This is a genomic window from Mycoplana dimorpha (assembly GCF_003046475.1).
GTDB lineage: Bacteria > Pseudomonadota > Alphaproteobacteria > Rhizobiales > Rhizobiaceae > Mycoplana > Mycoplana dimorpha.
Genome location: NZ_PZZZ01000001.1, coordinates 269,863 through 296,446, shown reverse-complemented (window position 1 = coordinate 296,446; position 26,584 = coordinate 269,863). Strand labels below are relative to the sequence as shown.

Genomic DNA, 26,584 nt, shown 5'->3' with positions numbered 1-26,584 from the left:
AGACGTGTCGCTGCCCGTCAGAACCGTTCCGGCGGGCGGCAAATCGATGCCGACGGTTCAAATCCGCGGCCGGCTGCATTATATCTCAGGCAGCAACAAATCGGACACGCCATGACGGACCTAGCGCAGATCATCGACGACTTCACCTTTCTCGACGAGTGGGAGGATCGCTACCGCTATGTCATCGAACTCGGCAAGGCGCTGCCCGACCTGAGCGACGACAAGCGTACCGCTGAGAACAAGGTGCAGGGCTGTGCAAGCCAGGTCTGGCTCGTCACCCATTCCGACGGCGGCGGCGATCCGGTCCTGACCTTCGAAGGCGATTCGGACGCGCACATCGTACGCGGCCTGGTGGCGATCGTGCTCGCCATCTATTCGGGCAAGCGCGCCTCGGAAATCGCCCGCACCGACGCGCTCGACGTGTTCAACCGGATCGGCCTCGTCGAGCATCTCTCCTCGCAGCGCGCCAACGGCCTGCGCTCGATGGTCAAGCGCATCCGCGAGGAAGCGACCGTCCGCGTAGCCGCCTGAGCAAGGCGAAGCGGCGGTTTCGTCACGCCGCCCCGCGCCTCGTGCCATTCAGCCGGAATCCCCATTGCCGAAGCGAGCTGCCATGTCGGGGCGGTATCCCTCGGCGCCCCACACGTGGCGGCGCCGCGCGGCCGGCCGCTCGGGCTCGTAATGGCGCCATAGCGCCATCAGTGCTGCGCGCAGCATCAGCTTTGCCGAGCGCACCGGCCACTGTCGTTCGCGCTCCACCGCCTCCAGCCCCTTCATGAAGCAGCAGACATCGAGGGCAACGCCGGCGAGCTCCGGGCCCATCGCCTCGATCGCCGCCTGCAGCCGCAGGCGGGCGGCAACCGCCGTGTCGGAGATTTCGCGCGCCTGTCCCATCTCGCCCTTGGCGCGGCTCGCCAGGCGCGGCTCCCAGGCCATCGTCAGACGCGGCTGCAGGCCGGCGCGGGTGAAATCGCGCCCCAGCCGCTCGCCGGCGGCGATCGCCTGCTCGGGCAGAAAGGCCGCGCCGGCCTTGTCCTTCAGTCGCGCCAGGGCCGCAAGCGGTGATTCCAGCCGGTTGATGCTTACCATCTGGCGGCCGGCGCCGGTGTCGAGGCTGCGGGCGGCCAGGTCGCGGTGCTGGTCCTGGAACGCGTCACCGCCGGCCAAGAGCCGCTTCAGGTGGTTGCGGGCCTGTGTCGCTGCACGCAACGTCTCGCCACGCTGCACGGCAAGGCCGAGCCGGATCGCCGCCGCGACAGTCGACCGGTCGACGGCGGCCGTCCGGCCCTGCCCGCAGCGCAGATGCACGGGGTCGTCCCCCGAGACCGCAACCTCGCCGCCGGCGGCGACGAGGAAGCGGAGCAACGCCGCAAGCGGGCGCCTGGCGGCGGGGATCGGCAGGCAATTGGGTTCATTCATGGTCGATCACCCCCGTCGTTCCGAACACCGCCAGGGTGATGCGCTCCACGGTCGCGACGAAGTCATCGAAGGCCCGGTCCTCGCGGCGGTCCTCGACGACGTTGCAGGCGTGGCCGACGGTGGTGCGGTCGCGCCCGAAAGCCGCCCCGATCTCGGCCAGCGGGATCTGCAATGCGACGTGGCAGACATACATGGCGATCTGGCGGACATGGGCGGCGGGACGGCGGCGCTCGCGCCGGCCGGGCGCCCGCTCGCTCGACAGCAGCAGCAGTTCGGCAACCAGCTGGCGGACGATGCGGCAGACCGAGCGCGGCGTCGGCTCGGATCGGTGGAACACGCCGGCGCCGCTGAACGCAAGCGCCAGCAACCGGCTGCGCCTGGCGCGCAACCGGCCGGTGCCATGGGGGCGGAACGGTCTCGGCGTCCGGCGCCGGGTCGGTGCAGCGGATGGGCGGCTGTCAGGCATGGCACTCACTCCGTTTATAGGAATTTATTCATATACCCTACGGAGGAGGCGGGGACGAGTAAAGCACATTCGGCAAGTCTCGCTTTGATATTGCACAGGATTTCTAGGCGAGCGTCCCCAAAATAGGCATTTTTTCCTTCGTCTGAACACAAAAAAACCGGGTCGCCACCGCGACCCGGTCACTGTCCGGAGCCTTCCCCCAGAACCTGGCGCCTACTTCTTGGCGGCCTTTCGGCGTTGACCGAGGCCCATTTCCTTGGCCAGGCGTGAACGCGCCTCGGCATAGGACGGAGCGACCATCGGATAGTCCGCCGGCAGGTCCCACTTCTCGCGATACTGTTCCGGCGTCATGCCGTAATGGGTCATCAGGTGCCGCTTCAGCGACTTGAACTTCTGCCCGTCCTCCAGGCAGATCAGGTAATCGTGCTGGATGGACTTGCGGATCGGCACCGGGGGCTTCGGCTTTTCGGTCTGCACCGGCGCCTCGACGACGTCTTGCGGCTGCGAGGTGTTGTTCAGGGCAGCGTGAACGTCAGAGATCAAGGCCGGCAGTTCGGATACCGGCACCACGTGGTTGCTGACATAGGCGGCAACGATATCGGCGGTCAGTTCGACCAGCAGATTTGAGCCGTTGCCGTCGGAAGTCTCGGTCATTTTCTTCTTCTCCTGTCGGACGAACCGCCCGTCACTCCGGTGACAGGCGGAACCAAACTGCGATGCTTGCTAAAGCTTACATTGCATCGATTGAGTGAACTGTCCGCATCCGTCAAAGGATGCGCCTCGCGGGACCGATATCATTAAGCGCTAATATTACTTCCGTTTCCGGAGCGCCCTATCGCATCCAAAGCTTGACCACCACTACCCCTTATAAGAAGCACTTCAGAATGGCCGCAACTTAGACTGGAGTTCACCACGTAGGCAAATTCAATGCAAATGCTTTACTTGAATTGGCATAACATTGTTCGCCTTAAAGTCCAATAATATTTTGGCGATCAGAAAGTGACGTGTCGTACATGCCGCAATTGGGGTGAAACGTTCGAACTCGGGCCGACGTCGTTACGACGACATCGGCTTCACTTCTTGGGCGGAAGGCGCATTTCATCGCAGACGGTCCGGCGCGACAGCCGATAGCCGGCCTGGTGCGCCGCCTTTGCCACCAGATGCGCCGCCACCGGCGCCGTCAGGATGAAGAAGACGAAGCCGGCGAAGGCGCGCGCCAGCGTGGCGAATTCGCCGGCGTAGAGGCCGGCTGCGATCAGCATCAGGCCGGATCCGACCGTGCCGGCCTTCGAGGCCGCATGCATGCGCGTATAGACGTCTGGAAGGCGCACCACCCCGACGGCCGCAAGGAAGGTGAAGATGCCGCCGGATACCAGCATGGCGGCGACAACAAGGGCGAGAAGGATCTCCATCAGCGTGCCCTCCCCCGCGTCTTCCGTCTGGCGGTGCGCTGGGCCACGGAGCGTTCGCCTGCGCGTCTCGATCCTGCGCGCGGCGAGGCGGCCATCGGGTCCTTCTCGTCCTCCGGCATTCCTTGCGTCAGCACGAAGCGCGCGAAGGCGACGGTGGCGAGAAAACCGACGAGGCCGAGCGCGATCGCGATGTCGACATAGAGGTTGAAGCCGGTCTTGATCGCCACGACGGCAAGGAAGCCGATCGCGATCGCCACCAGCATATCCAGTGCGACGATGCGGTCCGGCAGCGTCGGCCCGGTGATCACCCGGTAGGCGGTGAGGAAGAACGCCAGGCACATCAGAAACAGCGCGAAGGTGGCGGCGGGTTGGACGATGGCGTGCGCGGTCATCAGCGAAGGGCCTCCAGGATCTTGCGCTCGAAGCCGGCCGCGATGTCACGCTTGGTGCCGACCGGGTCGGAACAGTCGAGCGCATGCACATAGAGGAAGCGGCGGTCCTCGGAGACGTCGACGGACAGGGTGCCGGGCGTCAGCGTGATGAGGTTGGCGAGCAGAGTGATCTCGATGTCGCGGTCCACCGTCAGCGGGAAGGCCAGAATGCCGGGCTTCAGGTCCATCCTGGGCCTTGCGACGAGCACGGCGACGCGCCAGGCCGACAGCGCCAGTTCCTTGACGAACAGCACGGCCAGCGACAGGAGCCGGAGCGGCCGGAAGGCGGTGCGGCTGCCCCGGAAATCGCGCCGGATGAACCACAGCGAAAGCAGGCCGAGCAGGAAACCCAGGACGAGGTTGAGCGGCGAGAGGCTGCCGGTGATCGCCGCCCAGACGATCGAAAACACAACCGCGGTGAACATCAGAACCGTCATCGCCCAGCCTCCGGGAACACCGAATTCACATAGGCCGAGGGCTCCGACAGCAGGGCCGCCGCCGCCTGGATCTGCGTCAGCAGCAGGTCCGGGAAGAGCCCGACCAGCACGGAGACGGCCGCAAGCAGCGACAGCGGCACGAGCGCGCTGGCGCCGGGCGCCGCGTCGATGACGGTGGAACGGGCGGACGGCCGCCAGTAGGCGAGTGTCCAGACCCGCCCGACGGCGATCGTCGTCAGGAAGCCCGAGCCGAGGACGGCAGCCGCCAGCCACCAGGCGCCGATGTCGATCGCAGCCTTCGCCACCATCACCTTTGGCCAGAAACCGGAGAACGGCGGCATGCCGGCGACGGCGAGGAACAGCACCAGCGACAGTGCCGAGAAATAGGCGGCCTTGCCGTAGAGGCCGCCGGCGGCGTTCAGGTCGAACGTGCCGGCCAGCCGGCCGGCGACGCCGGCGGCCATGTAGAGCGCCGTCATCACCACCATGGAATGCAGCGCGTAGAACAGCGCGCCGCCGACCCCGCCCGGGCCGCCGACGGCGACCCCGGCCAGCATCACGCCGATACCGGAGATCACCAGGTAGCCGAGCAGCCGGCGAATGTCGCTCTGGCCGATCGCAGCGAGGGCGCCGTAGATCATCGTCGCGGTCGCCACCGCGGCGACGACGAAGCTCAGCGCCTCGCCCTCGACGGGGAACAGCATCACCATCACCCGGACCAGCGAATAGACGCCGACCTTTGTCAAAAGCCCGGCAAACAGCGCGGCGACGACGATGCGCGGGGTGTGGTAGGAGGCGGGCAGCCAGAAATTGACCGGAAAGGCCGCCGCCTTCATGCCGAAAGCGAGCACGAACAGGGTCGCCAGCACCATCAGCGGCAGCTCGGCGCGCCGTTCCGCCGCCTTCACCGCGATATCGGCCATGTTGAGGGTGCCGAACAGGCCGTAGAGATAGCCGACGGCGATCAGAAACAGCGTCGTGGCGACCAGATTGAGGAAAGCGTATTTGACCGCGCCGTCGATCTGCCGCGGCTCCGAGCCGAGCACGAGCAGGCCGAAGGAGGCGATCAGCAGCACCTCGAACCAGACATAGAGGTTGAAGATGTCGCCGGTCAGGAAGGTGCCGGAGACGCCGGCCATCAGCAGCAGCAGGAACGGGTAGAAGCCGTAGCGGCGGCCGGAGGCGCCGATGTCGCCGGCCGCATAGAGCCCCCCCGCCAGCGCGATCAGCGACGAAGTCAGGGCGAACAGCGCGCCGGTGAGGTCGACGGTGAAGGCGATGCCGAACGGCGGCAGCCAGCGGCCCATGACCATCGTGACGGGTCCGCCCGTGGCGACGGTCCACAACAGCAGCGCATCGAGGACGACGAGCACGAGCAGCGCGGCAACGGCGAGGAAGGGCTGGGCGGCGACCTTCTTGCGCAGCATCAGGAGAACGGCGCCGGCAAGCAGGCACCAGGCGACCGGCAGCACGACCAGCCAGGAGTCCAGCGGCGCCGGCGCCAGCACCAGCGCCTTTGAGAGATCGATCGCGGAAGCTGCGGGGGTGGCCATCTAATGTCCTAGTAACCGGTCGGGGGCGCAGCCTCGGCTGCGGGCTCGGCAACGCGCATTTCGTTGACGTTGTCGGTCTTGAGGTCCTGGAAGGCACGGTAGGACAGCACCAGCAGGAAGGCGAAGAACGAGAACGAGATGACGATCGCCGTCAGGATCAGCGCCTGCGGCAGCGGATTGGCGGTAACCGCCAACTGCCGGTCGAGGCCGGCGGCGATGATCGGCGGCACCTCGGGCACCAGCCGTCCGGCGGTAAACAGCAAAAGGTTGACCGCATTGCCGAAGATGGCGACGCCGAGCAGGATGCGCACCAGGAACTTCGACAGCATCAAGTAGACGGCCGCGGCGAAGAAGACGCCGATCAGGATCGAGAACAGCGCCTCCATCAAAAATCCTCCCGTTCAAGGGCAAGTGCGATCGAGGTGATCGCACCGACGACGACGAGATAGACGCCGAAATCGAACAGCATCACCGTCGACAGCGGGATCTCGACGCCGAACAGGCTCGGATAGATCCACAGCCCGGTCATGAAGGGCACGGCGGCAACCATCGAGACGAGGCCGGCGAGGCAGGCAAGGAACAGGCCGGTGGCGGCGATCGTCATCGGATGGAACCACAGCGCATGGCGCACCGGCCGGATGCCACGGGCGATGCCGTAGATCGCCAGCGCCGAGGCGGCGATCAGTCCGCCGATGAAGCCGCCGCCCGGCTCGTTGTGGCCGCGCAGCAGCACAAATAGCGAAAACAGCAGCATCAGCGCGGTCAGGAAGGGGGCGAGCGTGCGGAAGATGACGGTGTTCATCGCTGCTTCTCCTTGCCGACGTTCACGGCGGGCCGCATGGCGGGCTTGCCTTCGGCTGCCGAGCCGGCGGGTGCCGTGGTGGATTTCCGGATGCGGATCAGCGACAGGATCGCCAGTCCGGTAATCATGACGACGGCGATCTCGCCGAGCGTGTCGGTGCCGCGGAAGTCGACGATGATGACGTTGACGACGTTGGCGCCGTGGGCGATCGCCTTGGAATAGAGGTTGAAGAAGTCGGTCAGCACCGGATCGAAGCGGCTCTGCGTGACGCGCAGCAGATAGAGCGAGAAGCCGAGCCCGCAGGCAATGGCGATGGCGGCATCCGGCAGTTTCTGGGCGAGCGGCCGGGCGTCGCGCGGCTGCAGGCGCAGCCGCGTCATGACCAGGGTAAGGATCACCACCGAGAGCGTCTCGACCATGAACTGGGTGAAGGCAAGATCCGGCGCGCCGAACAGCAAAAACAGCAACGCCACGGAGAACCCCTGGATGCCGAGGGCGAGGATCGAGTTCAGCCGGTTGCTCGCCGTCAGCACGCCGCCGACCCCGATGAGGGCCAGCGCCATGACCGCCAGTTCATGGAACTGGGCGTCCGCCGGCCACAGCGGCGGGCGCGGCCACTCGTCATACCAGGCGAGCGGCACGAGCAGCGCCAGCGCCACGACGACGAAGGTGACGGTGAGATAGACCTCCATGAGGCCCGGCTGCAGCCACCGTGCCAGCCGGTGGCCGAGCCGTACGAGGCCGCTGATGACCTGGTCGAAGCCGCGATCCGGTCCCCAGCCGATGTCGGCAACGAGGCGGTCGGCGGCGGCCCGGGCGCGATCGAGCGCGACAAAAACGGCGACGCCGAGCGCGATGGTGACGGCTGAAAGCAGAAGCGCCAGGCTTGCGTGCGGGACCGGTCCGATGTCCACCGTCGTGGGGGCGCCCGCCATCGCGCTCGCCAGCGGCGAGGACAGGAGCGGATGGACGGCGGCACTGAACAGGCCGGCCGCAAGGCCGCAGGCGGCAAGGACGAGCGGGCCGAGCCACAAGAGCAGCGGTCCTTCGTGCGGCGCCTTAGGCGTCTCGACCCTTGCACCAAGGAAGGGTTTCAGCGCCACGGCGAAGGCGACGGCGAACATCAGCGCGTTGCCGGCCACGGCGGCGAGGGTGAAGGCGACCGACCGTAGGCTGTCGCCTTCGAGCGCCGCGTATACCTCCTCCTTGGCGAGGAAGCCGAAGAAGGGCGGCAGGCCGCCCATCGAAAGCGCGGCGAGCACGGCGGCGGCGAAGGTGATCGGCATGGCCCGGCCGAGCCCGCCGAGCCCGGTGATGTGGCGGGTTCCGGTCTCGTGGTCGACAATGCCGGCAACCATGAACAGCGCGCCCTTGAAGAGCGAATGGGCGACCAGGTAGAGCGCGGCCGCTGCGACGGCGTGCTCCGAGCCAAGGCCGGTCAGCATGACGAGCAGCCCGAGCGAGGCGACCGTCGTGTAGGCGAGCATCAGCTTCAGGTCGGTCTGCCGGATCGCAAGCACCGCGCCGACCAGCAGGGTCAGGCCGCCGAAGGCCGGCAGGATCGTCTCCCACGGCGTCGTGCCGCCGAGCACCGGATTGAGCCGCATCAGCAGGTAGACGCCGGCCTTCACCATGGTCGCGGAGTGCAGGTAGGCGGAGACCGGCGTTGGCGCCTCCATCGCGTTCGGCAGCCAGAAATGGAAGGGGAACTGGGCCGACTTGGTGAACGCGCCGCCGAGCATCAGCAAAAGGATGGCAAGATAGAAGGGGCTGGCGCGCACCTCGGCGCCGAAGGCCAACAGCAGCGACAGCTGCGTGACGCCGGTGACGTTCCACAAGACGAGCAGGCCGGCCAAAAGCAACAGGCCGCCGCCACCGGTGACGATCAGCGCCTGCAGCGCGGCGCGGCGCGCGGCCTCGCGCGCATGGTCGAAGCCGATCAGCAGGAAGGAGGTGATCGAGGTCAGTTCCCAAAAGACGAACAGCATCAGGAAACTGTCGGAGGCGACCAGCCCGAGCATGGCGCCCATGAACATCAGGATGAAGGCGAAGAACCGCCCCTGGTGCGGGTGGTCCTTCAGGTAGCCGCCGGAATAGAGGACGATCAGCGTGCCGATGCCGGAAATCAAAAGCAGGAAGGCGAGCGACAGCCCGTCGATCAGCCAGGAGAAGCTGACATTGTAGGACGGTACCCAGGCAAAGCCGCCGGTGACCACCTCGCCGCGTCCGACCTCGGGCAGGAAGCCGGCAAAGTGCAGGAAGATCGCGGCCGGAAACAGCGCCAGGGGCCAGGCGGCACGGTGGCCGAGGAGACGGGTGAGCGCGGGAGCGGCGGCCGCCCCCAGGAAGGGCAGACAGAAGGCGGCGAACGTCATGACCATTGTGCCCGGCTGCATGTCCCCTCTCCTTCGTGGCGCTCCTGCGTCCGCGGCTGATGGGAAACCCAAGCAACGCAACAGCCATCTCAAACCGACGCCCGCCCGAAGATCGTTGCCAATCCTTCCGCCCCTGCACAGGGCAGATTTCCGATTCGTCAATATGCTGGCGTTACGTCCCTATGGCCGAAATCACAGCCCTTGAAAAGCATTGGCGTCGCTTTTTCGCTCATTGGAGAAGCAATCAACACAGATCGCAACCGCGGATACCGGGAGAGATCATCCGCGGCACCATCGCCGATCCTCAGCGGCATCGCCGGTCGGGCCAAGATCAACGCCTTGCGATCGGTTGCATTCGGCCGATCACGCCCCTACATCTGACGGAAAGGAGATCTGCCATGACCGACACCGCTGGGCTAAAGGTCGTGAAGACCGACGAGGAGTGGCGCAGGCTGCTGACCCCGGAGCAATACCGGATAACCCGACAGCACGGCACGGAGCGCGCCTTCTCCAGTCCCGACTTCGACAGTTCGAAGGTGGGCACCTATCATTGTGTCTGCTGCGACCGACCGCTCTACAGCTCCTCGGCCAAGTTCAATTCGGGCACCGGTTGGCCGAGCTTCACCCAGCCGATCGACACGGGAGCGGTGACGCGCCATCGCGACCTCTCCTACGGAATGGACCGAACCGAGATCCGTTGCGCCGACTGCGACGCGCATCTGGGCCATGTCTTTCCGGACGGCCCGCCGCCGACAGGGCTGCGCTACTGCATGAACGGCGTGGCGCTGAGCTTCAAGGAACAGTGACGCAGCCGACCTGCTGTCATTCTCGCCAGCGCTCCGGCGCTGCCGCTCAGCTTTTGCCGTTCAGGCAGAGCTCCATGCAGGTGAGGTCCAGCCAGCGACCGAATTTGATGCCGACCTCCCTGAATCGGCCGACCACCCGGAAGCCGAGGCTCTCGTGCAGGCGGATCGAGGCCTCGTTTTCGGCCTCGATCCCGGCGATGATGACATGGATGCCGGCGGCCCTCGCCCTGTCGATCAGGCTTTTCAGCATGGCGCGCCCGATGCCCTGCCCCCGCATGTCAGCATGCACGTAGATCGAATGCTCGGCGGTGTGGCGATAACCGTCGAAGGCGCGCCAGTCGCCATAGGTCGCATAGCCCACGACCCGGCCGTCCCGCTCGGCGACGAGCACCGGGAAGCCGCGCTCGCGCCGCGTCCGGAACCACTCGAGGCGGTTGTTTAGATCGACAAGCGTATCGTTCCAGATCGCCGTCGTGTTGGCGACGGCGTCGTTGTAGATGTCCATGACGGCCGCCATGTCCTCTTCACGTGCGTCGCGGATCAGCGTCGCCTGTTCCATCCTGTTCACCATTGTTGCGATATGCCGAGCTTAACAGATGATCTCGGCTACAGATAAACCCTCTCGGCTGAAAAGAGCAGCGCGAAGTGTCTTCGCCTCACAAGGCTTAACGCGGATCCAGACTGGCGGGAGCCGGATGCCGGGCGCGGGCCCGTCGGCCACGGTCATGCGCTGACGCAGGTGACGACCGCGGTGTAGTGGACGGCAGCTGCCACGACGACGAAACCGTGCCAGATCGCATTCTGGAAGCGCAGGCTCTGCCAGACGTAGAACACGACGCCGAGCGAGTAGAGCAGGCCGCCGACGAGGATCAGCAGGATCGTCGTGCCGGGCAGCGTTGCGCGCAGCGATTCGGCTGCCAGCACGCCGCTCCAGCCCATGCCGAGGTAGAGCAGCACCGCCAGGCGATCATAGCGGCCGGGCCGCAGGAATTTCAGGGCGATGCCGGCTGCCGCGACCAGCCAGACGGCGACCAGCAGCCCGGCCAGTGTCGGGTTCTGCCAACCGCGCTGCAGGAATGGCGTATAGGTCGCCGCGATCAGCACGTAGATGGCGGAGTGGTCGAGGCGACGCAGATGCCACTTCAGGTTGGTGATGGGCCAGAGATTGTAGGCGAAGGAAATGCCGAGCGACAGCAGAAGGCCGATGCCATAGATCGAGGCGGCAAAGAGCTGGCCGCGGCTGGTCCAGACGGTGGCGTAAAAAATCAGCGCCGTGACGCCGACAAGCGCCAGAACGACGCCGATGCCATGCACGATGCCGTCGGCAATCAGTTCATGACGATCATACTGCCAGCGCAATCCTTCGAGTTCCATGCGAACCGCTCCGCGCGGGGGACAGCCGCCCGTCCCAGGCTTCAGGGCGTCGGAAAGCCAGGATCGGTGCGTTGCCGCGCCCCATTCCCCGGCCGGGAGCGCCCCTCAAGGACCTGCGGGCACGGTCATGGTGCCAATTCACCACGCCACCATCAAGGCCGGCGTCGTGGCCAAGCGCCAGAAGCGGCTTCACTTTTGGTAATTGGCCGTAACGGTTCAGGCGCCGTGGCGGCTCCGGGCAGGTACCTGCGGCACCTGCCGCACCTGCCGCACCTGCCACTCGATGCACTCGCCGGGCATGTAGAACGCCGAGAGCTCCTACCCCCTGATGCACTCCTCGCACAGTGCGGCGTGCGGCACCGCCTCGAGCCGCTTGGGCGAGATCGGGTCGCCGCATTTTGCGCAAGTTCCGAAGGTGCCGGCCTCAATGCGGTTCAGCGCGGCCTCGATCGCCGCCAGTTCGCCGAGCCCCGAGTTGCCGAGCCCCTCCAGCACCTCGTCATTCTCCCGCTCGGTCGCCCGCTCCTCGGCATCGGGATTGGGGGTTTCCAGAAGGTCGCCCTCGATCTTGTGCAGGCGCCGGTACAGTTCGGCCTTACGGCCGATGAGCCTGGTCTTGAAACTATGGGTATCGAGCATGGGCTGTCCTTTCGAATAAGCGGCGTCGTGGCGGCGCGAGCCGGCCCGGCAGTGACGGGATTTTCAAGGCTGGCGGAGCTCGCGGTCGACGAGAACGGAGATCGGAGAATGGCGCACGACCCGATCCGCAGTTGCACCGAGAAGATAGTTTGCTACCCCGGGGCGGTGGGAGGCAATAATGATGAGGTCGGCGGCATGTTCCTCGGCCGCGGCGATGATCTGGCGGGCGCTGCCGCCGTAACGGATGTCGACCAGCGCGGAAATGCCGAGTTCGCCCTTCATGCGGTTCAGGCGCTCCTCGGCCTGGCTGATCTCCATGTCGAGCATGGCGGCCGGAAACTCGATCGACAGGTAGCCGGTGGCGATTTCGACCACGTGAACGAGCACGATCTCGCCGCCTTCGGCGAGCAGATCGCGGGCGCGTTGCAAAATCTGTTGCCCGCGCCCCACCTGGTCCATGGCGACGGGTACGACGATCTTGCTGTACATGCCTGGCTCCTTCCTGGCACCATCCTGTTCAGCGACGCTGCTCTTGGAGACTGCGCGCCGCATTGATAAGGATCAAGACAAATCTGTGGCGTCGAAGTCACGAATTTAAACGGTGGGTTGCAGACCGCCTCCGGGATCGCTCAGGCTGCGGCGGGCTATCGATTGTCAATGCACTGTTGACAACTTTTCTCTAAACCGCCGTCTTTGCCGAACGATCCCGGACAGCCATATTGATGGACAATCGTCGGCTTATCGTGAGCCGACCCGCGCAGTCCGCCCCGAAGGCGCGGGCGGCGCTTGCCGTAATCCGTTTGGAGACCCCCGATGACCGATGGCACGCCTCTCTCCTCGCCCGACCACGCCGTCAACATGCCGGCCCATGTCGACCATTCGCACCTCGTCGTGACAGACCTGCCGCTGACGGCGCAGTGGTACCAGAATGTGATGGGCCTGTCCGTCCTGGACACCAGCGCCTCGGGCCAGACGCTCGGCGTCGGCGGCCGTCCACTGCTGACGCTGACGACCGAAGGCAACGTCGCGCGCGCCTCCCGGCGCACGCCCGGCCTGTTTCACAATGCCTTCCTGTTGCCGAGCCGCAAGGAGCTTTCGCGCTGGCTGGCCCACGCCGCTCATAGCGGCGCAAGGCTGACAGGTGCGTCGGACCACCTGGTCAGCGAGGCGATCTACCTGGACGACCCGGAAGGCAACGGCATCGAGGTCTATCGCGATCGTGGACGCGACGAGTGGCATTACCTGGACGACGGCATGGTCGAGATGGCGACGCTGCCGCTGGACCTGCAGAAGCTCTATGACGAAGCACCGAAGGACGCCTGGGCGGGGCTTTCCGAAGAATCCACCATGGGCCACATCCACCTGCAGGTGTCCGACATCCCGCAGGCCGACGCCTTCTTCCGCGACGTGCTCGGCCTCGACCTCATGGCGCGCTATCCGGGCGCCAGCTTCTTCGCCTCGGGCAAGTACCACCACCATATCGGCGCCAACGTCTGGAACTCGCGCGGCGCAGCCAAGCGCGAGCCCCACATGACCGGGCTTTCCGACTACACGATCCGCTTCAGCGACGCCGCGAGGCTGCAGAAGGCCGTGGAGAAGCTCGACGAGCTGGGAATTCCGACCACCAAGGAAGGCGGCGTCGTTTCGCTCACCGATCCCTGGGGGATCGGCCTGAAGCTGTCGGCCTGAGGGTCCACCGGCGGCACGGCCGCTGAAAACGGCTTCCGCAGCGCCGCAGGAACCGGATCCCCCCTCGTGCGTTACTTGCGCACCGAGGGGGATTGCGCCCATGCACAACCTGTTGAACGAGGATACGTCGAGGCTTCCGGTCGCAGCCCCGGACGATGACGACGACGCATTCCTGCCCGACGGGCTGACGCTGGCGTCGCGCTGGGCGATTATCGGCATCTTCGTCATCATGGCGCTTGGCGCAATCTACATGATGGCGCCGATCCTGATCCCGCTGACGCTCGCCGTCGTCACCGGGCTGACCCTCGCCGTCGCGGCGGAAAAGCTCAACGACCTCGGCATCCCGCCGTTGCCAACGGCACTGCTGCTTGCGGCCGCGCTTGCGACGGGGGGCTTCTTCGCAGTCGTCACCCTATCCGGTCCGCTGCTGCGCCTGGTCGGCGAAGCGCCGAACATCGTCAATGCGACGGTCGAGCGCATCACCCCGATGCTTAGCCGCTTCGAATGGCTGCACGTGCGCACACAGAGCCTTACCGGCGGCGTGACGATCGACAGCCTTCTCGAAAAGACAGGCAGCGTGCTCACCATCGTCACGGCCGGCGTCACGCCGGCGCTGATCCAGCTGCTGATCTTCTTCGCCGCCCTCATCCTGTTCCTCTCCGGCCGGCTGAAGCTGCGCCGCATGCTGATCCTGGCATTCCCGCACCGGCTTCAGCGCCTGACCGCCATTCGCGTCCTGAACGCCATCGACCGCTCGCTCGGCTATTACTTCGCAACCGCCGCCCTGACCTATGGCTCGCTCGGCGTCATCACCACGCTGATCGCCTTCGTCGGCAATCTCGGCCTGCCGTGGATGTGGGGGCTGTTCGCCTTCGTCACCTCCTTCGTGCCGTTCCTCGGGGTGACGGTGATGCTGCTGGCGCTCGCGACCGGCGGACTTTTGGCGCACGAGACGACCCTTGCGGGGCTTGCGCCGGCCTTCACCTTCTTCTGCGTGCACCTCGTCATGGAGAACTTCGTGGTGCCCTCGATCATGGGCCGCCGACTGGAGGTCAACGCCTTCATCATCTTCACCGCGATCATCTTCTGGAGCTGGATGTGGGGGGCCGCCGGCGCAATGCTGGCGCTGCCGCTGTCGATCATCGGCATGACTATCGCGGAGGAGTTGCGCCCGTCCAACAAAATACAGCCGGATCTGCCGGGCTGAGCCTTTCAGACCCCCTGGATCGGGCTCAATCCGAGAGCACCGGCGCCGGAGGCGGGGCGGCGCCATCGGCCAGCCGCACGAAGCGGACGCCCCTCTTCTTCAATGCCAGGATACCCCTGACGACGCCGGCGCCGGCCGCATGGCCCGGCTGGTTGATGTGCGCGATCACCACGTCTCCGTCGCGGGCCGAAGCAACCCGCCGTTCGGCCGCCCCCGCCCCAAGCAGCGACCCGTCGTCGCCGTTGATGGAATAGCCGGCGATCCGGTAACCGAGCCTGGATATCTCGGTGATCGAAGCGGCCGTATACTTGGCGGTGGCGCCGCGGAACCAGCGAGGCTGCGGCGCGCCGGCCGCCACGATGGCGGCACCACCGCCCTCGACCTCCCGCGCCACCGCTTGCGGCGAGCCCGCCGCAGTGATGCCGTAGATCGAGGTGGGATAGTCGACCGCCGGCACGTGCATGGCGCCGTGGTTCTCGATTTCGAACAGGTCCGGATGGGCGAGCAGGATAGCGGTCGCCTGAGGGTTATACTGCAGCCAGCGCGCCGTAACGAAGATGGTCGCCGGAATTCTTTCGCGCAGCAGCACGTCGAGGATACGCATGTCGACCCGGCCCATGCAGGCATCGAAGGTCAGCGCGACGTGCGCGGGCCCACCGCGGTCCTTGCCGGTGTGCAGTACAGGCTCGACCAGCCTGGGCCCAGAAGCCGCGGAAGTAGAGATCGACAGCGCGACGGCGAAGGAAATGAAAAGGCTTTTCATGGAGCGAAGCCCTCGGGGCGTGAAGCAGGAACAAGTGCGTACGCTGTTACGGGTGCTCGGAAAGGCTGGCAAGCATTGTTGGCGATCGAGCGCAGGCGATCAATTCCTCTTTCAGGCAGGAAAGCGCCGGGACCATGGCCTTTCGGATGACAGGCGCATGGGAATTGTGGGGCGTGCTGCGCTCCGGCGGAATAATCCGCAGCCCCGCGGTGTCTGTAGATGCGATTGGAGGCCGGTATCATGCGGCGTGATCGGGTGAATGGATACGGGTTCTGGGCGATCGGCCTGCACTGGCTCATCGCGGTTCTGATCCTCGGTCTCGTCGGCCTCGGCTTCGTCATGCGCCGGACGGCGGTCGATCCCGCCCTGCAGTTCTCGCTCTACCAGTGGCACAAATCGGTCGGGTTTGTGGTCCTGGGCCTGGCAGTGCTGCGCGGACTGATCTGGTTGGTCGGCCGGCATCCCGAAGCGGTAGCGAGCCTGGGCCCGGTCGAGCGGCGGGCGGCGCTTTCGACGCATCTCACGCTCGCCCTGCTCTGCCTGGTCGTGCCGCTGGCCGGCTGGGCGGTCGCCTCCACCACGCCGCTGAACATTCCGACCTTCTTCTTCGACCTGGTCGTGATCCCGCCGCTGCCGCTCGGGCGCAGCGAGGCGGGCGAGGGCTTCTGGTCGCTTGTCCATGCCGGCGCCGCCTACCTGCTGCTGGCGCTCGCCGCCCTCCACGCCGCAGCCGCCCTCTACCATCACTTCGTCCGCCGTGACGAGGTGCTGTCACGGATGCTGGGGCGGCCCGGCCCGCATGGTCCGCATGCGGCACCGGCCTCCCCTGCCCCTAATCCGCTGCAACGAGAAGGAAGCAAGCAATGAAACCAGTTGCGTTGACACTCCTTGTTCTCCCCGCCCTGCTTTGCGTTTCGTCTGTGCAGGCAGCTGCGCCTGAACTGGCGCAGGCGGCCGGCACCTACGTCATCAGCGGCTCGTCGCAGATCCGCTTCACGGTCGACCAGGTCGGCGGCGGCGGGATCAACGGCAAGTTCACGAAGTTCGCCGGGCGCATGCGCATCGATGGCAACAGCATCGGCGCCTCCACCGTGTCCTTCACACTCTACCCGCAGAGCGTGGCCACGCCCGAACAACGCATTTCGGACTTTCTTCGCTCCAGCGCCGTCTTCGATGCCGAGACCTACCCGACCGTGACCTTTCGCTCGACCGCCGTGCGCCAGACCGGCGAGAACACGGCCATCGTCGACGGCATGCTGACCGCCCGCGGCATCACCCATCGCGAACAGTTCGCCGTGCGCCTGCAGGGACTGAAGGGCGGCACGATCGCCTTCAACGTGACCGGCGACGTCTACCGGTCTCGCTACAAGATGGATGTCGGCACGCCGATCTACCTGAACGTCGTCAAGTTCGACATGGACATCCGCGGCGACAAGCGGTGACAGGGCAAATCGTCGGACCGCAGCACCTATCCCCCGCCATGCCGGCCTTGAGCCGGCATCCAGCCGCGCCGCGTCCGCGGCGCGAAAGGTGCTGTTCCCGCGCGCAACGACTTGCGCGCACTGGATGCCGGATCAGGTCTGATCAGGTCCGGCATGACGGCTATGGGAAGCGCCCCTCCTCCGTTGCTTCGATGGAAGGTGTCTTGATGCGGCCGGCCCTGGCCTCTATCTCTTTGCTTCATCATTGCCCGATTTGCCGGAGTACCGCCTTGGCCGCCTTCAACAATCTGCCCGCAGCCCCGATCGCCACCAAGAAACCGGTCGAGGACACGCGCCACGGCATCACCCGGACCGACGACTATGCCTGGTTCCGCGCCGACAACTGGCAGGCGATGTTCAAGGACACCTCGATCCTCGACCCGGAGATCCGCGCGCACCTCGAGGCCGAGAACGCCTACATGGAAGCAGCCATGGCCGACACCGAGGCCCTGCAGAAGACGCTGTTTGCCGAGATGCGCGGCCGGATCAAGGAGGATGACTCTTCCGTGCCGGTCAAGGACGGCGCCTACGCCTACGGCACTTCCTTCGTGACCGGCGGCGAGCAGCCGCGCTATTTCCGCCAGCCTCGCGACGGCGGCGAACAGACGCTCCTGCTCGACGGCGACAAGGAGGCCGAGGGCAAGGGCTATTTCCGCCTCTCCGGCCTGGACCAATGCACCGACCATTCGCTCGGCATCTGGGGTTATGACGACAAGGGCTCGGAATATTTCACGCTGAAGGTCCGCGATCTTGCGACGCTCGAGGATCGCCACGACACCATCGAGAACACCGCCGGCGGCGGCGCCTGGGCGCCGGACGGCAAGAGCTTCTTCTATACGCTGCAGGACGAGAACCACCGGCCCTCGAAGATCTACCACCACATACTCGGCGAACCGCAGTCGCAGGACCGGCTGGTCTACGAGGAGAAGGACCCGGGCTTCTTCATGTCAGTCGGCGGCTCGCTGCTCGACGACTTCATCTACATCGACATCCACGACCACGAGACCAGCGAATACCGGCTGCTCTCGACCAAGGACCTTCTAGCGGAACCGGCGATCGTCTCGCCGCGGCAGACGGGCCTGGAATATTCGATGACCGAGGGCGGCGACGTCTTCTACATCCTGACCAATGCCGACGGCGCCAAGGACTTCAAGATCATGGCGGCGCCGGTCAACACGCCGGGCCGCGAGAACTGGACCGAGGTCGTGCCGCACCGGCCCGGCACGCTGATCCTCAATCATCTCGCCTTCGCCCGCCATCTGGTCTGGCTCGAGCGCCACGAGGGACTGCCGCGCATCATCGTGCGCGACCGCAAGACCGGAGAACAGCACGAGATCGCCTTTGCCGAGGAGGCCTATTCGCTCGGGCTTTCCGGGGCGGCCGAATACGACACCGACGTCATCCGCTTCTCCTATTCGTCGATGACGACGCCGTCGCAGCTCTACGACTACAACATGGTGACGCGCGAGCGGACGCTCCTGAAAACGCAGGAGGTGCCCTCCGGCCACAATATCGACGACTACGTTACCCGCCGCGTCTTCGCGCCGGCCCAGGACGGCGAGCGCGTGCCGGTCACCCTCCTCTACCGCAAGGATACGCCGCTCGACGGCAGCGCGCCGTGCCTGCTCTACGGCTACGGCGCCTACGGCATCTCGATCCCGGCCGGCTTCAACACCAATTGCCTGTCGCTCGTCGACCGCGGCTTCGTCTATGCCATCGCCCATATCCGCGGCGGCAAGGAGAAGGGCTTCTCCTGGTACGAAGACGGCAAGATGGAGAAGAAGCCCAATACCTTCAAGGACTTCATCGCGGCGGCGGACTATCTGAATCAGGAGAAATTCACCTCCTACCCGAAGATCATCGCCGAGGGCGGATCGGCCGGCGGCATGCTGATGGGGGCGGTCGCCAACATGGCGCCGGAGAAGTTCGGCGGTATTATCGCCGCCGTGCCCTTCGTCGACGTGCTCAACACCATGCTCGACGACACGCTGCCGCTGACGCCGCCGGAATGGGCCGAGTGGGGCAACCCGATCGAGAGCGAGGCGTTCTACAAGCTGATGGCCTCCTACTCGCCCTATGACAACGTCAAGGCGCAGGCCTATCCGCCGATCCTGGCGCTCTCCGGCCTGACCGACCCGCGCGTCACCTACTGGGAGCCGACCAAGTGGGTGGCGAAGCTGCGCGAAAAAGCGACCGGCGACGCACCGATCCTGCTGCGCACCAACATGGGCGCCGGCCACGGCGGCGCCTCAGGCCGCTTCCAGCGGCTGGAAGAGATCGCCTTCGAATATGCGTTTGCGATCAAGGTGGCGGGGAAGATGTAACTCCGGTGGAATCGTCGGATTTGATATCACTTTTCCAGCGTGATATCATTCCGACGACTTCAATTGGAGAGAAAAATGGCCGCGGTCACGATCCGCAATTTGCCGGAAGAGACGCATCGCGCCCTGAAGCTGCGCGCGGCCCGTAACGGCCGCAGCACCGAGGCGGAGATCCGTGACATTCTCGAAACCGCGGTGAATCCCGACACGCGCCAGAAGATCGGCACGGCGCTGAAGGCCTTCGGCGAGAAATATGGCGGCCTCGACCTTGAGGAAATTGGGACGCGGCAGGCGATCGAACCGGCCGAGTTCGAATGATCATTCTCGACACGAACGTCATTTCGGAGCCGATGAAGCCTTCCGGCAATGCTGCGGTCCTTGCCTGGCTGGACCGTCAGCAAGCGGAAACCCTATACCTGACCGCGACCAGCCTTGCGGAGTTGCTGGTTGGTATCGAATTGCTCCCGGACGGTCGCCGCAAGCAGGGATTGGACCGCGCACTCGGCGACCTGATGTCCGTGCTGTTCGGCTCCCGCATTCTGCCTTTCGACGAAAGAGCCGCAAAACTCTACGCACCGCTTCTGGGACGGGCCCGTGCCTCGGGCAGGGTCATCGGTTTCGCCGACGGCCAGATCGCCGCGATCGCTACGCTACACGGATTTTCTGTCGCTACTCGGGATGTTGCCCCGTTCGAGGCGGCAGGTGTACCGGTCGTAAACCCCTTCGCACCGGACTAGTGCCTCATCGGCAAGCCGCGCCGGCGCCGCATCTCGCGGCCACTTTCCGAGGCGCACTCAGATGTCGAACTGCGAAGCGCTGGCGTCGACCCGCCGCGATCGCCCGCCGCGGAACAGCAGCTTGACGAAGGTGCGCAGCAGCAGCAGTTGCGCCGGCAGGCTCTTCGGCTCCTTCAACGCCTTCGACATGACGATGCCGCCTTCGAGGACCGTCGAGATCATGTCGGCGAGCTCGTCGAGGTCGACCGGCTCGCGCGGCTCGTAGAGTTCCACGATCTCCTCGAAATAGCCGCGAAAGCGCCGCCGCCACATCAGCGCGGCCTCGCGGTTGATCTGCTGGATGTCGCGGTTGAAGGAGCGCTCGTAGACGCACATGCTGGCGACCAGGCAGCCGGGATGGCCGTTGGGCAGGTCGGCGAGCAGTTCCGACAGCAGTTTCAGGCCGAGCAGCAGGGCCTGCAGCGGATCGTCCGTGAGCTCGCGGGCGCGGCCGAAGATCTCGTCATAGATCCGCGTGTCGTTTTCCAGGTAGCGCTCGAGCAGCGCCTTGGCCAGCTCGTTCTTGTCGCGGAAATGGTAGAAGAACCCGCTCTTAGTGATACCGGTCTCGGCGATCAGTTCCTCGATCGAGGTCGCGCCGAACCCCTTGGCCAGCACCGCGGCTTCGGCCACATCCAGGATTTTCGCGCGCGTCTCCTCCCCCTTGCGCATCGCCGCCTCGTGTACCGATGGTACGGTTTTGTCGCGTCACGGCGCTCCAGCCGCAGAAAATCTTGGCTTGAAACCAGGGCGCAAGCAATTGGATTTGCGCAATTTCAGCATTTTCTTATGGGCACTTGACCGCAAGTCGCCTTGTTTCACGGGCGAAAAACAGGCAAAAATCCACGTGCGTTTTGGAAACTGTGGCTTTTCGCGTTTCCGAGCGAAACCACCGAGAGCGGGACAGCACTGAAAGGCGAGCATCATTCGTCCGTGGCATCGATTCATGCCGGCGGGCCGCTCCACGGATGTTTCCAGAACCGACATTGCAACGGGTGGAGACAATTATGGCGAAATACCGACATGGCCTGCCGCCCACCAGGGGCGAGCGCCTCCTCACCGACGGCGGCATGGAAACGACGCTGATCTTTCTCGAAGGAATCGAACTGCCGCATTTTGCTTCGTTCGTTCTGCTTTCGACGCCCGAGGGGCGGCAGAAGCTGAAGGACTACTACGTTCCCTATCTGGAAATTGCCGGCAAGGCCGGCAGCGGCTTCATGCTCGACTCAGCCACCTGGCGGGCCAATCCCGACTGGGGCGAAAAGCTCGGATACGACGCGGCCGCACTGAAGGCCGTCCATGAGGAAGCGATCGGCCTGCTCGCCGAGTTGCGCACCGAGTACGAGAGGCCCGGCCGGCCGATCGTTCTCAGCGGCGCCATCGGTCCGCGCGGCGACGGCTACAAGGCCGGCAACATGAACGCCGCGGAGGCCGAAGACTATCACGCCGCGCAAGTGGCGAATTTCGCGGCCACCGACGCCGACCTGGTCTCCGCCGTCACGCTGACGAACGTGGACGAAGCGATCGGCGTGGCGCGGGCGGCACGGCGCCACGACATCCCCTGCGTCATCGCCTTCACCGTGGAGACGGACGGCAGGCTTGTGACCGGCAAGACCATGCAGGAGGCCATCGAGGCGGTCGACGCGGCAACGAACGGCTATCCGCTGTACTACATGATCAACTGCGCCCACCCGAGCCATTTCTCGGACGCGCTTGATCCTGGCAGCGCCTGGATCAAGCGCATCGGCGGCATCCGCGCCAATGCCTCGACGATGAGCCACCAGGAACTCGACGAAAGCGAGACGCTCGACGCGGGCGATCCGGCCGATCTCGGCCGCCGCTACCAGGACCTCGTCGGCCGCATGCCGCAGTTGCGCGTGCTCGGCGGCTGCTGCGGGACCGACCATCGCCACATCAGCGCCATCTGCGCGGCCTGCATGCCGCAGTCGGCGATGAGCGCCTGAGGAGAAGATTTGAGGAGAACCCGAAATGTCGACAACCGATCGCCGCCCGCGCGGCTTATGGGAGCGCCTGTTCGGCCGATGGCTCGAGCGCGCCAACTACGATTGGGGTTGCGGCCCGGTCGATCTGCCGGAGGGTGACATGCTTCAGGAAAAGCTCGTCTGCGAAGGCGATCTGCCGCGACTGCCGCGCAGGCCCGGGCACTACCGCGCCTTCGTGCGCTGATCCGCGTATGCCATCCGCGGGCGGGGCGTTGCGAACGGCCCGCCCGGGGGTGCCTCGCGACGAAAACCTGCCTTGAACAGTCATGACCGGCACTGCCGGCACTTTCGCTCGCCTCCGGCGTTCCTATCTAATAGGGTGACCACACCCCCGATCGACGGAAGCGAGCGCGCCATGAACGAAGCGGCAACACGACTATCTCCGGATGCCGCGCAGGCTCCCCTCGCCTTCGACAACAGCTATGCCAGGCTGCCGGCGAAATTCTTCGCCCGCGTTGAGCCGACCCCGGTCGCAGCACCGATTCTGGTCAAGTTCAACCGGCCGCTGGCGCTGGAGATGGGTCTCGATGCGGATGTGCTGGAGCGCGACGGTGCTGCGATCTTTTCCGGCAATCGCCTGCTGCCCGGCTCCGAGCCGATCGCAATTGCCTATGCCGGCCACCAGTTCGGCCAGTTCGTGCCGCAGCTCGGCGACGGGCGGGCGATCCTGCTCGGCGAGGTGGTCCGCCCGGACGGCGCCCGCCGCGACATCCAGCTCAAGGGCTCCGGCCAGACCCCGTGGTCGCGGCGCGGCGACGGCCGCGCTGCGCTCGGGCCGGTGCTGCGCGAGTACATCGTCAGCGAGGCGATGCACGCGCTCGGCATTCCGACCACCCGGGCGCTCGCCGCGGTAACCACCGGCCAGCCGGTCTATCGCGAGACGATCCTGCCCGGCGCGATCTTCACCCGAGTCGCGGCCAGCCACATCCGCGTCGGCACCTTCCAGTATTTTGCCGCCCGCGGCGATACCGAGAGCATCCGCATTCTCGCCGATTACGTCATCGGCCGGCACTATCCGGAGCTTGCTGAGGCGGAGGGCCGCTACCTGAAGCTCGTCGACGCGGTGGCCGCCCGGCAGGCGGCGCTGATCGCCCGCTGGCTTGGCGTCGGCTTCATCCACGGCGTGATGAACACCGACAACATGGCGGTCTCCGGCGAGACGATCGACTTCGGCCCCTGCGCCTTCATGGATACCTACGACCCGCGCACGGTGTTCTCCTCGATCGACCAGACCGGACGCTATGCCTACGGCAACCAGCCGATGATCGGACAGTGGAACATCGCCCGCCTCGCCGAGACGCTGCTGCCGCTGATCCACGAGACGCCCGGCGAGGCGGTGGACCTGGCGAACGATGCGGTGACACGCTTCATGGAGCGCTTCCAGGAACAATGGAAGGCGGTGATCCGCGCCAAGCTCGGGCTTGGCGAAAACGAGGAGGACGAGGACACCGACCTGATCCGCGCCTTCCTGGCCCTGATGCACGCGCAGAAGGCGGATTTCACGCTTTCCTTCCGCAGGCTTTCGGATGCCGCCGCCGATGACGGCGCCGCTCCAGCCTTCGCCGCCCTGCTCGCCGACCCGCAGGCCGCCGCACCCTGGCTTTCCCGCTGGCGGCAGCGGGTGTCGCGCGACGACCGTCCGGCCGACGCCCGTGCCGAAGCGATGCGCGCCGTCAACCCGGCCTTCATCCCCCGCAACCACAAGGTCGAGGAAGCCCTGACGGCCGCGACCACGGACGGCGACCTGTCACTGTTCGAGGCCCTGAACGACGTGCTGGCAAGTCCCTATGAGGACCAGCCGGCGTTCGCCGCCTATGCCGAGCCGCCAAAGCCCGGCGAGGAAGTCCTGCAAACCTTCTGCGGCACGTGAGAGGCCGCCGGCGACACGCCAGACCGCCTTGTGCCGCCAAAAGCGGCCGCCAATCGGAGTTGTCATGCGTGAGGCCGCTCCAAAGGGAGCGGCCTCACAAGCCTCTCGCCGTATTCCCACTCAAGGGCTGGGCTATTGCGGCCCGGGCTGCATGTGGTGGATCGGATTGCCGTCGACTGCGACGGCTTCAGAATTCTGGAGGTTCTTGACGTCCTCCTGTGAAAGCGTCGGCCGGTCCACCTTCAGCGTCAGCTTGATGAGCTTGGCGGTCAGAGCAAACGGAGGCTGATAGTCCGCGTCATTGACGCCCGTCAGCGTATCGGAACCGATGTCGAAGCTCTCGTCCCACTGCAGGATCATCGGCAGCGTGCGCTGCATCTCTTGCGTCGCAACGGTGTTTCCGTCCACTTTCAGGGTGCCGGTCCCCGGCCTCCCAAGCCCGCTCATGTTGTTGAACGCCAGTGTTCCGACGCCCAGCCCGTCATACTTGAAGTCGAATTCGATGGTGTGCCGGCCGGGCGCGAGCGCGTCGGCCCCCTCCCATTTCACCCGTTTCAGATCGACGAGGTTCCAGAGAAACACCGGCTTGCCCTTCAGCAGATAGAAGCCGTAGCCGCCAAAGCGCCCGCCCGAGGTGAGGATCATCCCCTCCCCGCCGCCTTCGGGAACATCGATGTCAGCGGTGATCGTGTACGAGCTGTTGAGGATGGAGGGGGAATCTCCCTGCGGCAGGCCGACCATCGGCATCGTGTAGGTGAACTCGGTTCGGCCGGCCGTTATGTTCGGGCGCGGTGCCACGATGCGCGCGGCCACCGACGCATCCATCGGGAAGACCTGGTATTTCCTGGCTTCAGCGATGAACGCCTCCTTCAACTGCGCGACCTTGTCAGGGTGCTTGTCGGCGACGTTCTGCGACTGGCTGAAATCGGTGTTGAGGTCGTAGAGCTCCAGCACCTGGTTGTTCAGCGGGTCGGGGTTGGCCGCACCGAAGGCCTCCCACGGCGCGCGGTTCACCTTCGTGCTGAGCAGCCATCCGTCGTCGTACAGGGCCCACTGGCCCATCATCTCGAAATACTGGACCTTGTGCTGCGACGGTGCCTTGGCGTTCTCCTTGTCGAACGTGTAGGCGAAGCTTGTGCCCTCGATCGGTGCCTGCTTGATCCCGTCGACCATGTCCGGTGCCGGAATCCGTGTCACTTCGAGGATGGTCGGCACGACGTCGATGAAGTGCATGAACTGCTGGCGCAGCCCGCCCTTGTCGGTGATGCGGGCCGGCCAGGACACTGCCATGTTCTGGCCGATGCCGCCGAGCCGCGAAGCGTTCTGCTTGAACCAGGTGAACGGCGTGTCAAAGGCCCAGGACCAGCCGGCAGACATGTGGTTGTAGGTCTGCTCCGTGCCCCAGACGTCATACCACTTCATCTGCACGTCGGTCGGCATCTTGTTGATGCCGTTGAAGAACGCCACTTCGTTGGGCGTGCCAAGCGGGCCGCCCTCGGCACTCGTGCCGTTATCGCCGTTGATATAGATGATCAGGGTGTTATCGAGCTTGCCCATGTCCTCGATCGCCTGCACGACACGGCCGATCTCATGGTCGTTATAGGCGGCATAGGCAGCGACGACGTCGGCCTGCCGTATGAAGAGCTTCCTGTCCTGCGGGGGCACTTCGTCCCAGTTCGGCAGGATTTCGGTGGGCCAGGGCTCCAGCTGGGTGTTTTCGGGAATGACCCCGAGCCTCTTCTGGTTCTCGAAGATTTTTTCGCGCAGCTTGTTCCAGCCGTCGTCGAACAGGTGCATCGCGCTGATCTTGTCGACCCATTCCTTGGTCGGATGGTGCGGCGCGTGGGTCGCTCCCGGCGCGTATTTCACGAAGAACGGCTTGTCTGGCAACGTCTGGTTCAGGCGGTTCAGATAGTCGATGGCGTCATCGGCCATGCCGGTGACCAGGTTCCAGCCTGGCTTTCCCTCGAACGGATAGATCTGCGTGGTGTTGCGGAACAGGTTGGGCTGCCACTGGTTGGCGTCACCGCCGACGAACCCGTAGAAGTATTCGAAGCCCATGCCGATCGGCCACTGGTCAAACGGCCCGACCGAGCTTGCTGCAAAGGCCGGCGTGTTGTGATCCTTGCCAAACCACGCGGTCGCATAGCCATTGTCGCGCAGGATCCGGCCGATCGTCGCCTTGTCCTTCGAGATGATGCTGTTGTAGCCGGGGAATCCGGTCGATTGCTCGGAAATCACCCCGAAGCCGACCGAGTGATGATTCCGCCCGGTGATGAGAGCTGCCCGCGATGGCGAACACAGGGCCGTGGAATGGATGTTGTTGTAACGAAGCCCGTCATTGGCGATGCGATCCATCGTTGGCGTCGGAATGACGCCGCCAAAGGTGCTGGGCACGCCGAACCCGGCATCGTCAGTGATAATAAGAAGAATATTCGGAGCGCCCTTCGGCGGCACGATCCGCGGTGCCCACCATGGCTTTGAGTTCAGGGCGTCATCCTTGATCTCGCCGCCGAATTGGGGATCGGGGGCCGGCAGTTGCCTGCCGTCGATCGTCGTCGTCGCGTCCGGTGCGCCTGGCGTGCCGGTTGTCCGGATTTCGGCCGCCCTTGCGGGGGAAGCCAAAGAAACCAGGCTGGCCAGTCCAAATGCACATGCGACGTGTCCGAGCAGTCTGTAGCGCATGGTTGATCTCCCCCCGCGGAAGACGTCTCGACGACGCCTCGACAGCAATGATGTGGTGCCGACGTATTTCATAGC

At 65.3% G+C, this 26,584-nt stretch carries 29 protein-coding genes; 12 read left to right on the top strand and 17 right to left on the bottom strand.

Going from position 1 to position 26,584, the window contains the following annotated elements; translation table 11 throughout:
• Positions 1–111 precede the first annotated feature (111 nt).
• A complete protein-coding gene (locus C7449_RS01425; protein ID WP_108000995.1) occupies positions 112–531 on the top strand; it encodes a SufE family protein in 420 nt (139 codons plus the stop codon).
• A gap of 48 nt (positions 532–579) precedes the next feature.
• On the opposite strand, the gene C7449_RS01420 is transcribed toward C7449_RS01425, so the two are convergent.
• From C7449_RS01420 to C7449_RS01375, 10 genes are all read right to left on the bottom strand, one after another.
• Positions 580–1,419 carry a DUF6456 domain-containing protein gene (locus C7449_RS01420; protein ID WP_108000994.1) on the bottom strand — a complete coding sequence of 280 codons (840 nt, stop codon included), beginning with the start codon at positions 1,417–1,419 and terminating at the stop codon, positions 580–582.
• Entirely contained in the window at positions 1,412–1,885 is a 474-nt protein-coding gene (locus C7449_RS01415; protein WP_342588224.1) for a helix-turn-helix domain-containing protein, read from the bottom strand. The genes C7449_RS01420 and C7449_RS01415 overlap by 8 nt, the downstream gene beginning before the upstream one ends.
• A 213-nt stretch (positions 1,886–2,098) precedes the next feature.
• The gene (locus C7449_RS01410) at positions 2,099–2,539 is read right to left on the bottom strand and encodes a MucR family transcriptional regulator (RefSeq protein WP_108000993.1); all 441 of its coding nucleotides are present in this window, start codon (positions 2,537–2,539) and stop codon (positions 2,099–2,101) included.
• Between the two features lie 419 nt (positions 2,540–2,958).
• Positions 2,959–3,297: a monovalent cation/H(+) antiporter subunit G gene (mnhG, locus tag C7449_RS01405; protein WP_374828281.1), complete on the bottom strand. Its 339-nt coding sequence runs from the start codon at positions 3,295–3,297 to the stop codon at positions 2,959–2,961.
• A complete protein-coding gene (locus C7449_RS01400; protein WP_108000992.1) occupies positions 3,297–3,689 on the bottom strand; it encodes a cation:proton antiporter in 393 nt (130 codons plus the stop codon). The genes mnhG and C7449_RS01400 overlap by 1 nt, the downstream gene beginning before the upstream one ends.
• Positions 3,689–4,165 (bottom strand): Na+/H+ antiporter subunit E, encoded by a 477-nt coding sequence (locus C7449_RS01395; RefSeq protein WP_108000991.1) that lies wholly within the window; start codon positions 4,163–4,165, stop codon positions 3,689–3,691. Before C7449_RS01395 ends, C7449_RS01400 begins: the two co-directional genes overlap by 1 nt.
• Positions 4,162–5,718 carry a Na+/H+ antiporter subunit D gene (locus C7449_RS01390; RefSeq protein WP_108000990.1) on the bottom strand — a complete coding sequence of 519 codons (1,557 nt, stop codon included), beginning with the start codon at positions 5,716–5,718 and terminating at the stop codon, positions 4,162–4,164. Before C7449_RS01390 ends, C7449_RS01395 begins: the two co-directional genes overlap by 4 nt.
• An 8-nt stretch (positions 5,719–5,726) precedes the next feature.
• Positions 5,727–6,104 carry a Na+/H+ antiporter subunit C gene (locus C7449_RS01385; protein WP_108000989.1) on the bottom strand — a complete coding sequence of 126 codons (378 nt, stop codon included), beginning with the start codon at positions 6,102–6,104 and terminating at the stop codon, positions 5,727–5,729.
• Positions 6,104–6,520, bottom strand: a complete 417-nt coding sequence (locus C7449_RS01380; RefSeq protein WP_108000988.1) for a Na(+)/H(+) antiporter subunit B — start codon at positions 6,518–6,520, stop codon at positions 6,104–6,106. Before C7449_RS01380 ends, C7449_RS01385 begins: the two co-directional genes overlap by 1 nt.
• On the bottom strand, positions 6,517–8,916 hold the full coding sequence (locus C7449_RS01375; protein ID WP_245414253.1) for a putative monovalent cation/H+ antiporter subunit A: 2,400 nt from the start codon (positions 8,914–8,916) through the stop codon (positions 6,517–6,519). The genes C7449_RS01380 and C7449_RS01375 overlap by 4 nt, the downstream gene beginning before the upstream one ends.
• A 377-nt stretch (positions 8,917–9,293) precedes the next feature.
• On the opposite strand from C7449_RS01375, the gene msrB reads away from it, so the two are divergent.
• Positions 9,294–9,701: a peptide-methionine (R)-S-oxide reductase MsrB gene (msrB, locus tag C7449_RS01370; RefSeq protein ID WP_108000987.1), complete on the top strand. Its 408-nt coding sequence runs from the start codon at positions 9,294–9,296 to the stop codon at positions 9,699–9,701.
• A 46-nt stretch (positions 9,702–9,747) separates the two neighbouring features.
• Here the strand turns inward: msrB and C7449_RS01365 are convergent, their stop codons facing one another.
• The 4 genes from C7449_RS01365 to C7449_RS01350 all read right to left on the bottom strand — a co-directional run bounded on the left by C7449_RS01365 (position 9,748) and on the right by C7449_RS01350 (position 12,203).
• Positions 9,748–10,260: a GNAT family N-acetyltransferase gene (locus C7449_RS01365; RefSeq protein ID WP_108001390.1), complete on the bottom strand. Its 513-nt coding sequence runs from the start codon at positions 10,258–10,260 to the stop codon at positions 9,748–9,750.
• Between the two features lie 164 nt (positions 10,261–10,424).
• The gene (gene trhA / locus C7449_RS01360) at positions 10,425–11,075 is read right to left on the bottom strand and encodes a PAQR family membrane homeostasis protein TrhA (protein WP_108000986.1); all 651 of its coding nucleotides are present in this window, start codon (positions 11,073–11,075) and stop codon (positions 10,425–10,427) included.
• Positions 11,076–11,393: 318 nt separating this feature from the next.
• Positions 11,394–11,714: a TraR/DksA family transcriptional regulator gene (locus C7449_RS01355; RefSeq protein WP_108000985.1), complete on the bottom strand. Its 321-nt coding sequence runs from the start codon at positions 11,712–11,714 to the stop codon at positions 11,394–11,396.
• Positions 11,715–11,777: 63 nt separating this feature from the next.
• Positions 11,778–12,203 (bottom strand): universal stress protein, encoded by a 426-nt coding sequence (locus C7449_RS01350; protein WP_108000984.1) that lies wholly within the window; start codon positions 12,201–12,203, stop codon positions 11,778–11,780.
• A gap of 324 nt (positions 12,204–12,527) precedes the next feature.
• Here C7449_RS01350 and C7449_RS01345 point away from each other — a divergent pair, with 324 nt between their 5' ends.
• On the top strand, positions 12,528–13,403 hold the full coding sequence (locus C7449_RS01345) for a VOC family protein (RefSeq protein ID WP_108000983.1): 876 nt from the start codon (positions 12,528–12,530) through the stop codon (positions 13,401–13,403).
• 100 nt (positions 13,404–13,503) lie between these two features.
• Positions 13,504–14,610, top strand: coding sequence for an AI-2E family transporter (locus C7449_RS01340; protein WP_108000982.1), 1,107 nt, complete (start codon positions 13,504–13,506; stop codon positions 14,608–14,610).
• Between the two features lie 25 nt (positions 14,611–14,635).
• On the opposite strand, the gene C7449_RS01335 is transcribed toward C7449_RS01340, so the two are convergent.
• Positions 14,636–15,373, bottom strand: a complete 738-nt coding sequence (locus C7449_RS01335; protein ID WP_108000981.1) for a polysaccharide deacetylase family protein — start codon at positions 15,371–15,373, stop codon at positions 14,636–14,638.
• A gap of 240 nt (positions 15,374–15,613) precedes the next feature.
• On the opposite strand from C7449_RS01335, the gene C7449_RS01330 reads away from it, so the two are divergent.
• From C7449_RS01330 to C7449_RS01310, 5 genes are all read left to right on the top strand, one after another.
• Positions 15,614–16,240, top strand: coding sequence for a cytochrome b (locus C7449_RS01330; RefSeq protein ID WP_108001389.1), 627 nt, complete (start codon positions 15,614–15,616; stop codon positions 16,238–16,240).
• Positions 16,237–16,815, top strand: a complete 579-nt coding sequence (locus C7449_RS01325) for a YceI family protein (RefSeq protein ID WP_108000980.1) — start codon at positions 16,237–16,239, stop codon at positions 16,813–16,815. The genes C7449_RS01330 and C7449_RS01325 overlap by 4 nt, the downstream gene beginning before the upstream one ends.
• Positions 16,816–17,084: 269 nt before the next feature.
• Positions 17,085–19,178, top strand: coding sequence for a S9 family peptidase (locus C7449_RS01320; protein WP_170115756.1), 2,094 nt, complete (start codon positions 17,085–17,087; stop codon positions 19,176–19,178).
• Between the two features lie 75 nt (positions 19,179–19,253).
• Complete coding sequence (locus tag C7449_RS01315; protein WP_108000979.1) at positions 19,254–19,493, top strand: FitA-like ribbon-helix-helix domain-containing protein; 240 nt, start codon at positions 19,254–19,256, stop codon at positions 19,491–19,493.
• Positions 19,490–19,912 (top strand): type II toxin-antitoxin system VapC family toxin, encoded by a 423-nt coding sequence (locus tag C7449_RS01310; protein WP_108000978.1) that lies wholly within the window; start codon positions 19,490–19,492, stop codon positions 19,910–19,912. The genes C7449_RS01315 and C7449_RS01310 overlap by 4 nt, the downstream gene beginning before the upstream one ends.
• Before the next feature lie 57 nt (positions 19,913–19,969).
• Here the strand turns inward: C7449_RS01310 and C7449_RS01305 are convergent, their stop codons facing one another.
• On the bottom strand, positions 19,970–20,623 hold the full coding sequence (locus C7449_RS01305; protein WP_108000977.1) for a TetR/AcrR family transcriptional regulator: 654 nt from the start codon (positions 20,621–20,623) through the stop codon (positions 19,970–19,972).
• Positions 20,624–20,958: 335 nt separating this feature from the next.
• Between C7449_RS01305 and C7449_RS01300 the strand changes: the two genes are divergently transcribed.
• From C7449_RS01300 to C7449_RS01290, 3 genes are all read left to right on the top strand, one after another.
• Positions 20,959–21,915 (top strand): homocysteine S-methyltransferase family protein, encoded by a 957-nt coding sequence (locus C7449_RS01300; protein WP_170115755.1) that lies wholly within the window; start codon positions 20,959–20,961, stop codon positions 21,913–21,915.
• 25 nt (positions 21,916–21,940) lie between these two features.
• Positions 21,941–22,138 (top strand): hypothetical protein, encoded by a 198-nt coding sequence (locus C7449_RS01295; RefSeq protein WP_108000975.1) that lies wholly within the window; start codon positions 21,941–21,943, stop codon positions 22,136–22,138.
• A gap of 171 nt (positions 22,139–22,309) precedes the next feature.
• The gene (locus tag C7449_RS01290; protein WP_108000974.1) at positions 22,310–23,824 is read left to right on the top strand and encodes a protein adenylyltransferase SelO; all 1,515 of its coding nucleotides are present in this window, start codon (positions 22,310–22,312) and stop codon (positions 23,822–23,824) included.
• A 132-nt stretch (positions 23,825–23,956) separates the two neighbouring features.
• Here the strand turns inward: C7449_RS01290 and C7449_RS01285 are convergent, their stop codons facing one another.
• A complete protein-coding gene (locus C7449_RS01285) occupies positions 23,957–26,509 on the bottom strand; it encodes an arylsulfatase (RefSeq protein WP_108000973.1) in 2,553 nt (850 codons plus the stop codon).
• Between the last annotated feature and the right edge of the window lie 75 nt (positions 26,510–26,584).

Excerpts from the sequence above, each read along its gene's own strand:
- C7449_RS01425 (WP_108000995.1), top strand. The coding sequence starts at position 112 with ATGACGGACCTAGCGCAGATCATCGACGACTTCACCTTTCTCGACGAG.
- C7449_RS01420 (WP_108000994.1), bottom strand. The coding sequence starts at position 1,419 with ATGAATGAACCCAATTGCCTGCCGATCCCCGCCGCCAGGCGCCCGCTT.
- C7449_RS01415 (WP_342588224.1), bottom strand. The coding sequence starts at position 1,885 with ATGCCTGACAGCCGCCCATCCGCTGCACCGACCCGGCGCCGGACGCCG.
- C7449_RS01410 (WP_108000993.1), bottom strand. The coding sequence starts at position 2,539 with ATGACCGAGACTTCCGACGGCAACGGCTCAAATCTGCTGGTCGAACTG.
- mnhG (WP_374828281.1), bottom strand. The coding sequence starts at position 3,297 with ATGGAGATCCTTCTCGCCCTTGTTGTCGCCGCCATGCTGGTATCCGGC.
- C7449_RS01400 (WP_108000992.1), bottom strand. The coding sequence starts at position 3,689 with ATGACCGCGCACGCCATCGTCCAACCCGCCGCCACCTTCGCGCTGTTT.
- C7449_RS01395 (WP_108000991.1), bottom strand. The coding sequence starts at position 4,165 with ATGACGGTTCTGATGTTCACCGCGGTTGTGTTTTCGATCGTCTGGGCG.
- C7449_RS01390 (WP_108000990.1), bottom strand. The coding sequence starts at position 5,718 with ATGGCCACCCCCGCAGCTTCCGCGATCGATCTCTCAAAGGCGCTGGTG.
- C7449_RS01385 (WP_108000989.1), bottom strand. The coding sequence starts at position 6,104 with ATGGAGGCGCTGTTCTCGATCCTGATCGGCGTCTTCTTCGCCGCGGCC.
- C7449_RS01380 (WP_108000988.1), bottom strand. The coding sequence starts at position 6,520 with ATGAACACCGTCATCTTCCGCACGCTCGCCCCCTTCCTGACCGCGCTG.
- C7449_RS01375 (WP_245414253.1), bottom strand. The coding sequence starts at position 8,916 with ATGCAGCCGGGCACAATGGTCATGACGTTCGCCGCCTTCTGTCTGCCC.
- msrB (WP_108000987.1), top strand. The coding sequence starts at position 9,294 with ATGACCGACACCGCTGGGCTAAAGGTCGTGAAGACCGACGAGGAGTGG.
- C7449_RS01365 (WP_108001390.1), bottom strand. The coding sequence starts at position 10,260 with ATGGAACAGGCGACGCTGATCCGCGACGCACGTGAAGAGGACATGGCG.
- trhA (WP_108000986.1), bottom strand. The coding sequence starts at position 11,075 with ATGGAACTCGAAGGATTGCGCTGGCAGTATGATCGTCATGAACTGATT.
- C7449_RS01355 (WP_108000985.1), bottom strand. The coding sequence starts at position 11,714 with ATGCTCGATACCCATAGTTTCAAGACCAGGCTCATCGGCCGTAAGGCC.
- C7449_RS01350 (WP_108000984.1), bottom strand. The coding sequence starts at position 12,203 with ATGTACAGCAAGATCGTCGTACCCGTCGCCATGGACCAGGTGGGGCGC.
- C7449_RS01345 (WP_108000983.1), top strand. The coding sequence starts at position 12,528 with ATGACCGATGGCACGCCTCTCTCCTCGCCCGACCACGCCGTCAACATG.
- C7449_RS01340 (WP_108000982.1), top strand. The coding sequence starts at position 13,504 with ATGCACAACCTGTTGAACGAGGATACGTCGAGGCTTCCGGTCGCAGCC.
- C7449_RS01335 (WP_108000981.1), bottom strand. The coding sequence starts at position 15,373 with ATGAAAAGCCTTTTCATTTCCTTCGCCGTCGCGCTGTCGATCTCTACT.
- C7449_RS01330 (WP_108001389.1), top strand. The coding sequence starts at position 15,614 with ATGCGGCGTGATCGGGTGAATGGATACGGGTTCTGGGCGATCGGCCTG.
- C7449_RS01325 (WP_108000980.1), top strand. The coding sequence starts at position 16,237 with ATGAAACCAGTTGCGTTGACACTCCTTGTTCTCCCCGCCCTGCTTTGC.
- C7449_RS01315 (WP_108000979.1), top strand. The coding sequence starts at position 19,254 with ATGGCCGCGGTCACGATCCGCAATTTGCCGGAAGAGACGCATCGCGCC.
- C7449_RS01310 (WP_108000978.1), top strand. The coding sequence starts at position 19,490 with ATGATCATTCTCGACACGAACGTCATTTCGGAGCCGATGAAGCCTTCC.
- C7449_RS01305 (WP_108000977.1), bottom strand. The coding sequence starts at position 20,623 with ATGCGCAAGGGGGAGGAGACGCGCGCGAAAATCCTGGATGTGGCCGAA.
- C7449_RS01300 (WP_170115755.1), top strand. The coding sequence starts at position 20,959 with ATGGCGAAATACCGACATGGCCTGCCGCCCACCAGGGGCGAGCGCCTC.
- C7449_RS01295 (WP_108000975.1), top strand. The coding sequence starts at position 21,941 with ATGTCGACAACCGATCGCCGCCCGCGCGGCTTATGGGAGCGCCTGTTC.
- C7449_RS01290 (WP_108000974.1), top strand. The coding sequence starts at position 22,310 with ATGAACGAAGCGGCAACACGACTATCTCCGGATGCCGCGCAGGCTCCC.
- C7449_RS01285 (WP_108000973.1), bottom strand. The coding sequence starts at position 26,509 with ATGCGCTACAGACTGCTCGGACACGTCGCATGTGCATTTGGACTGGCC.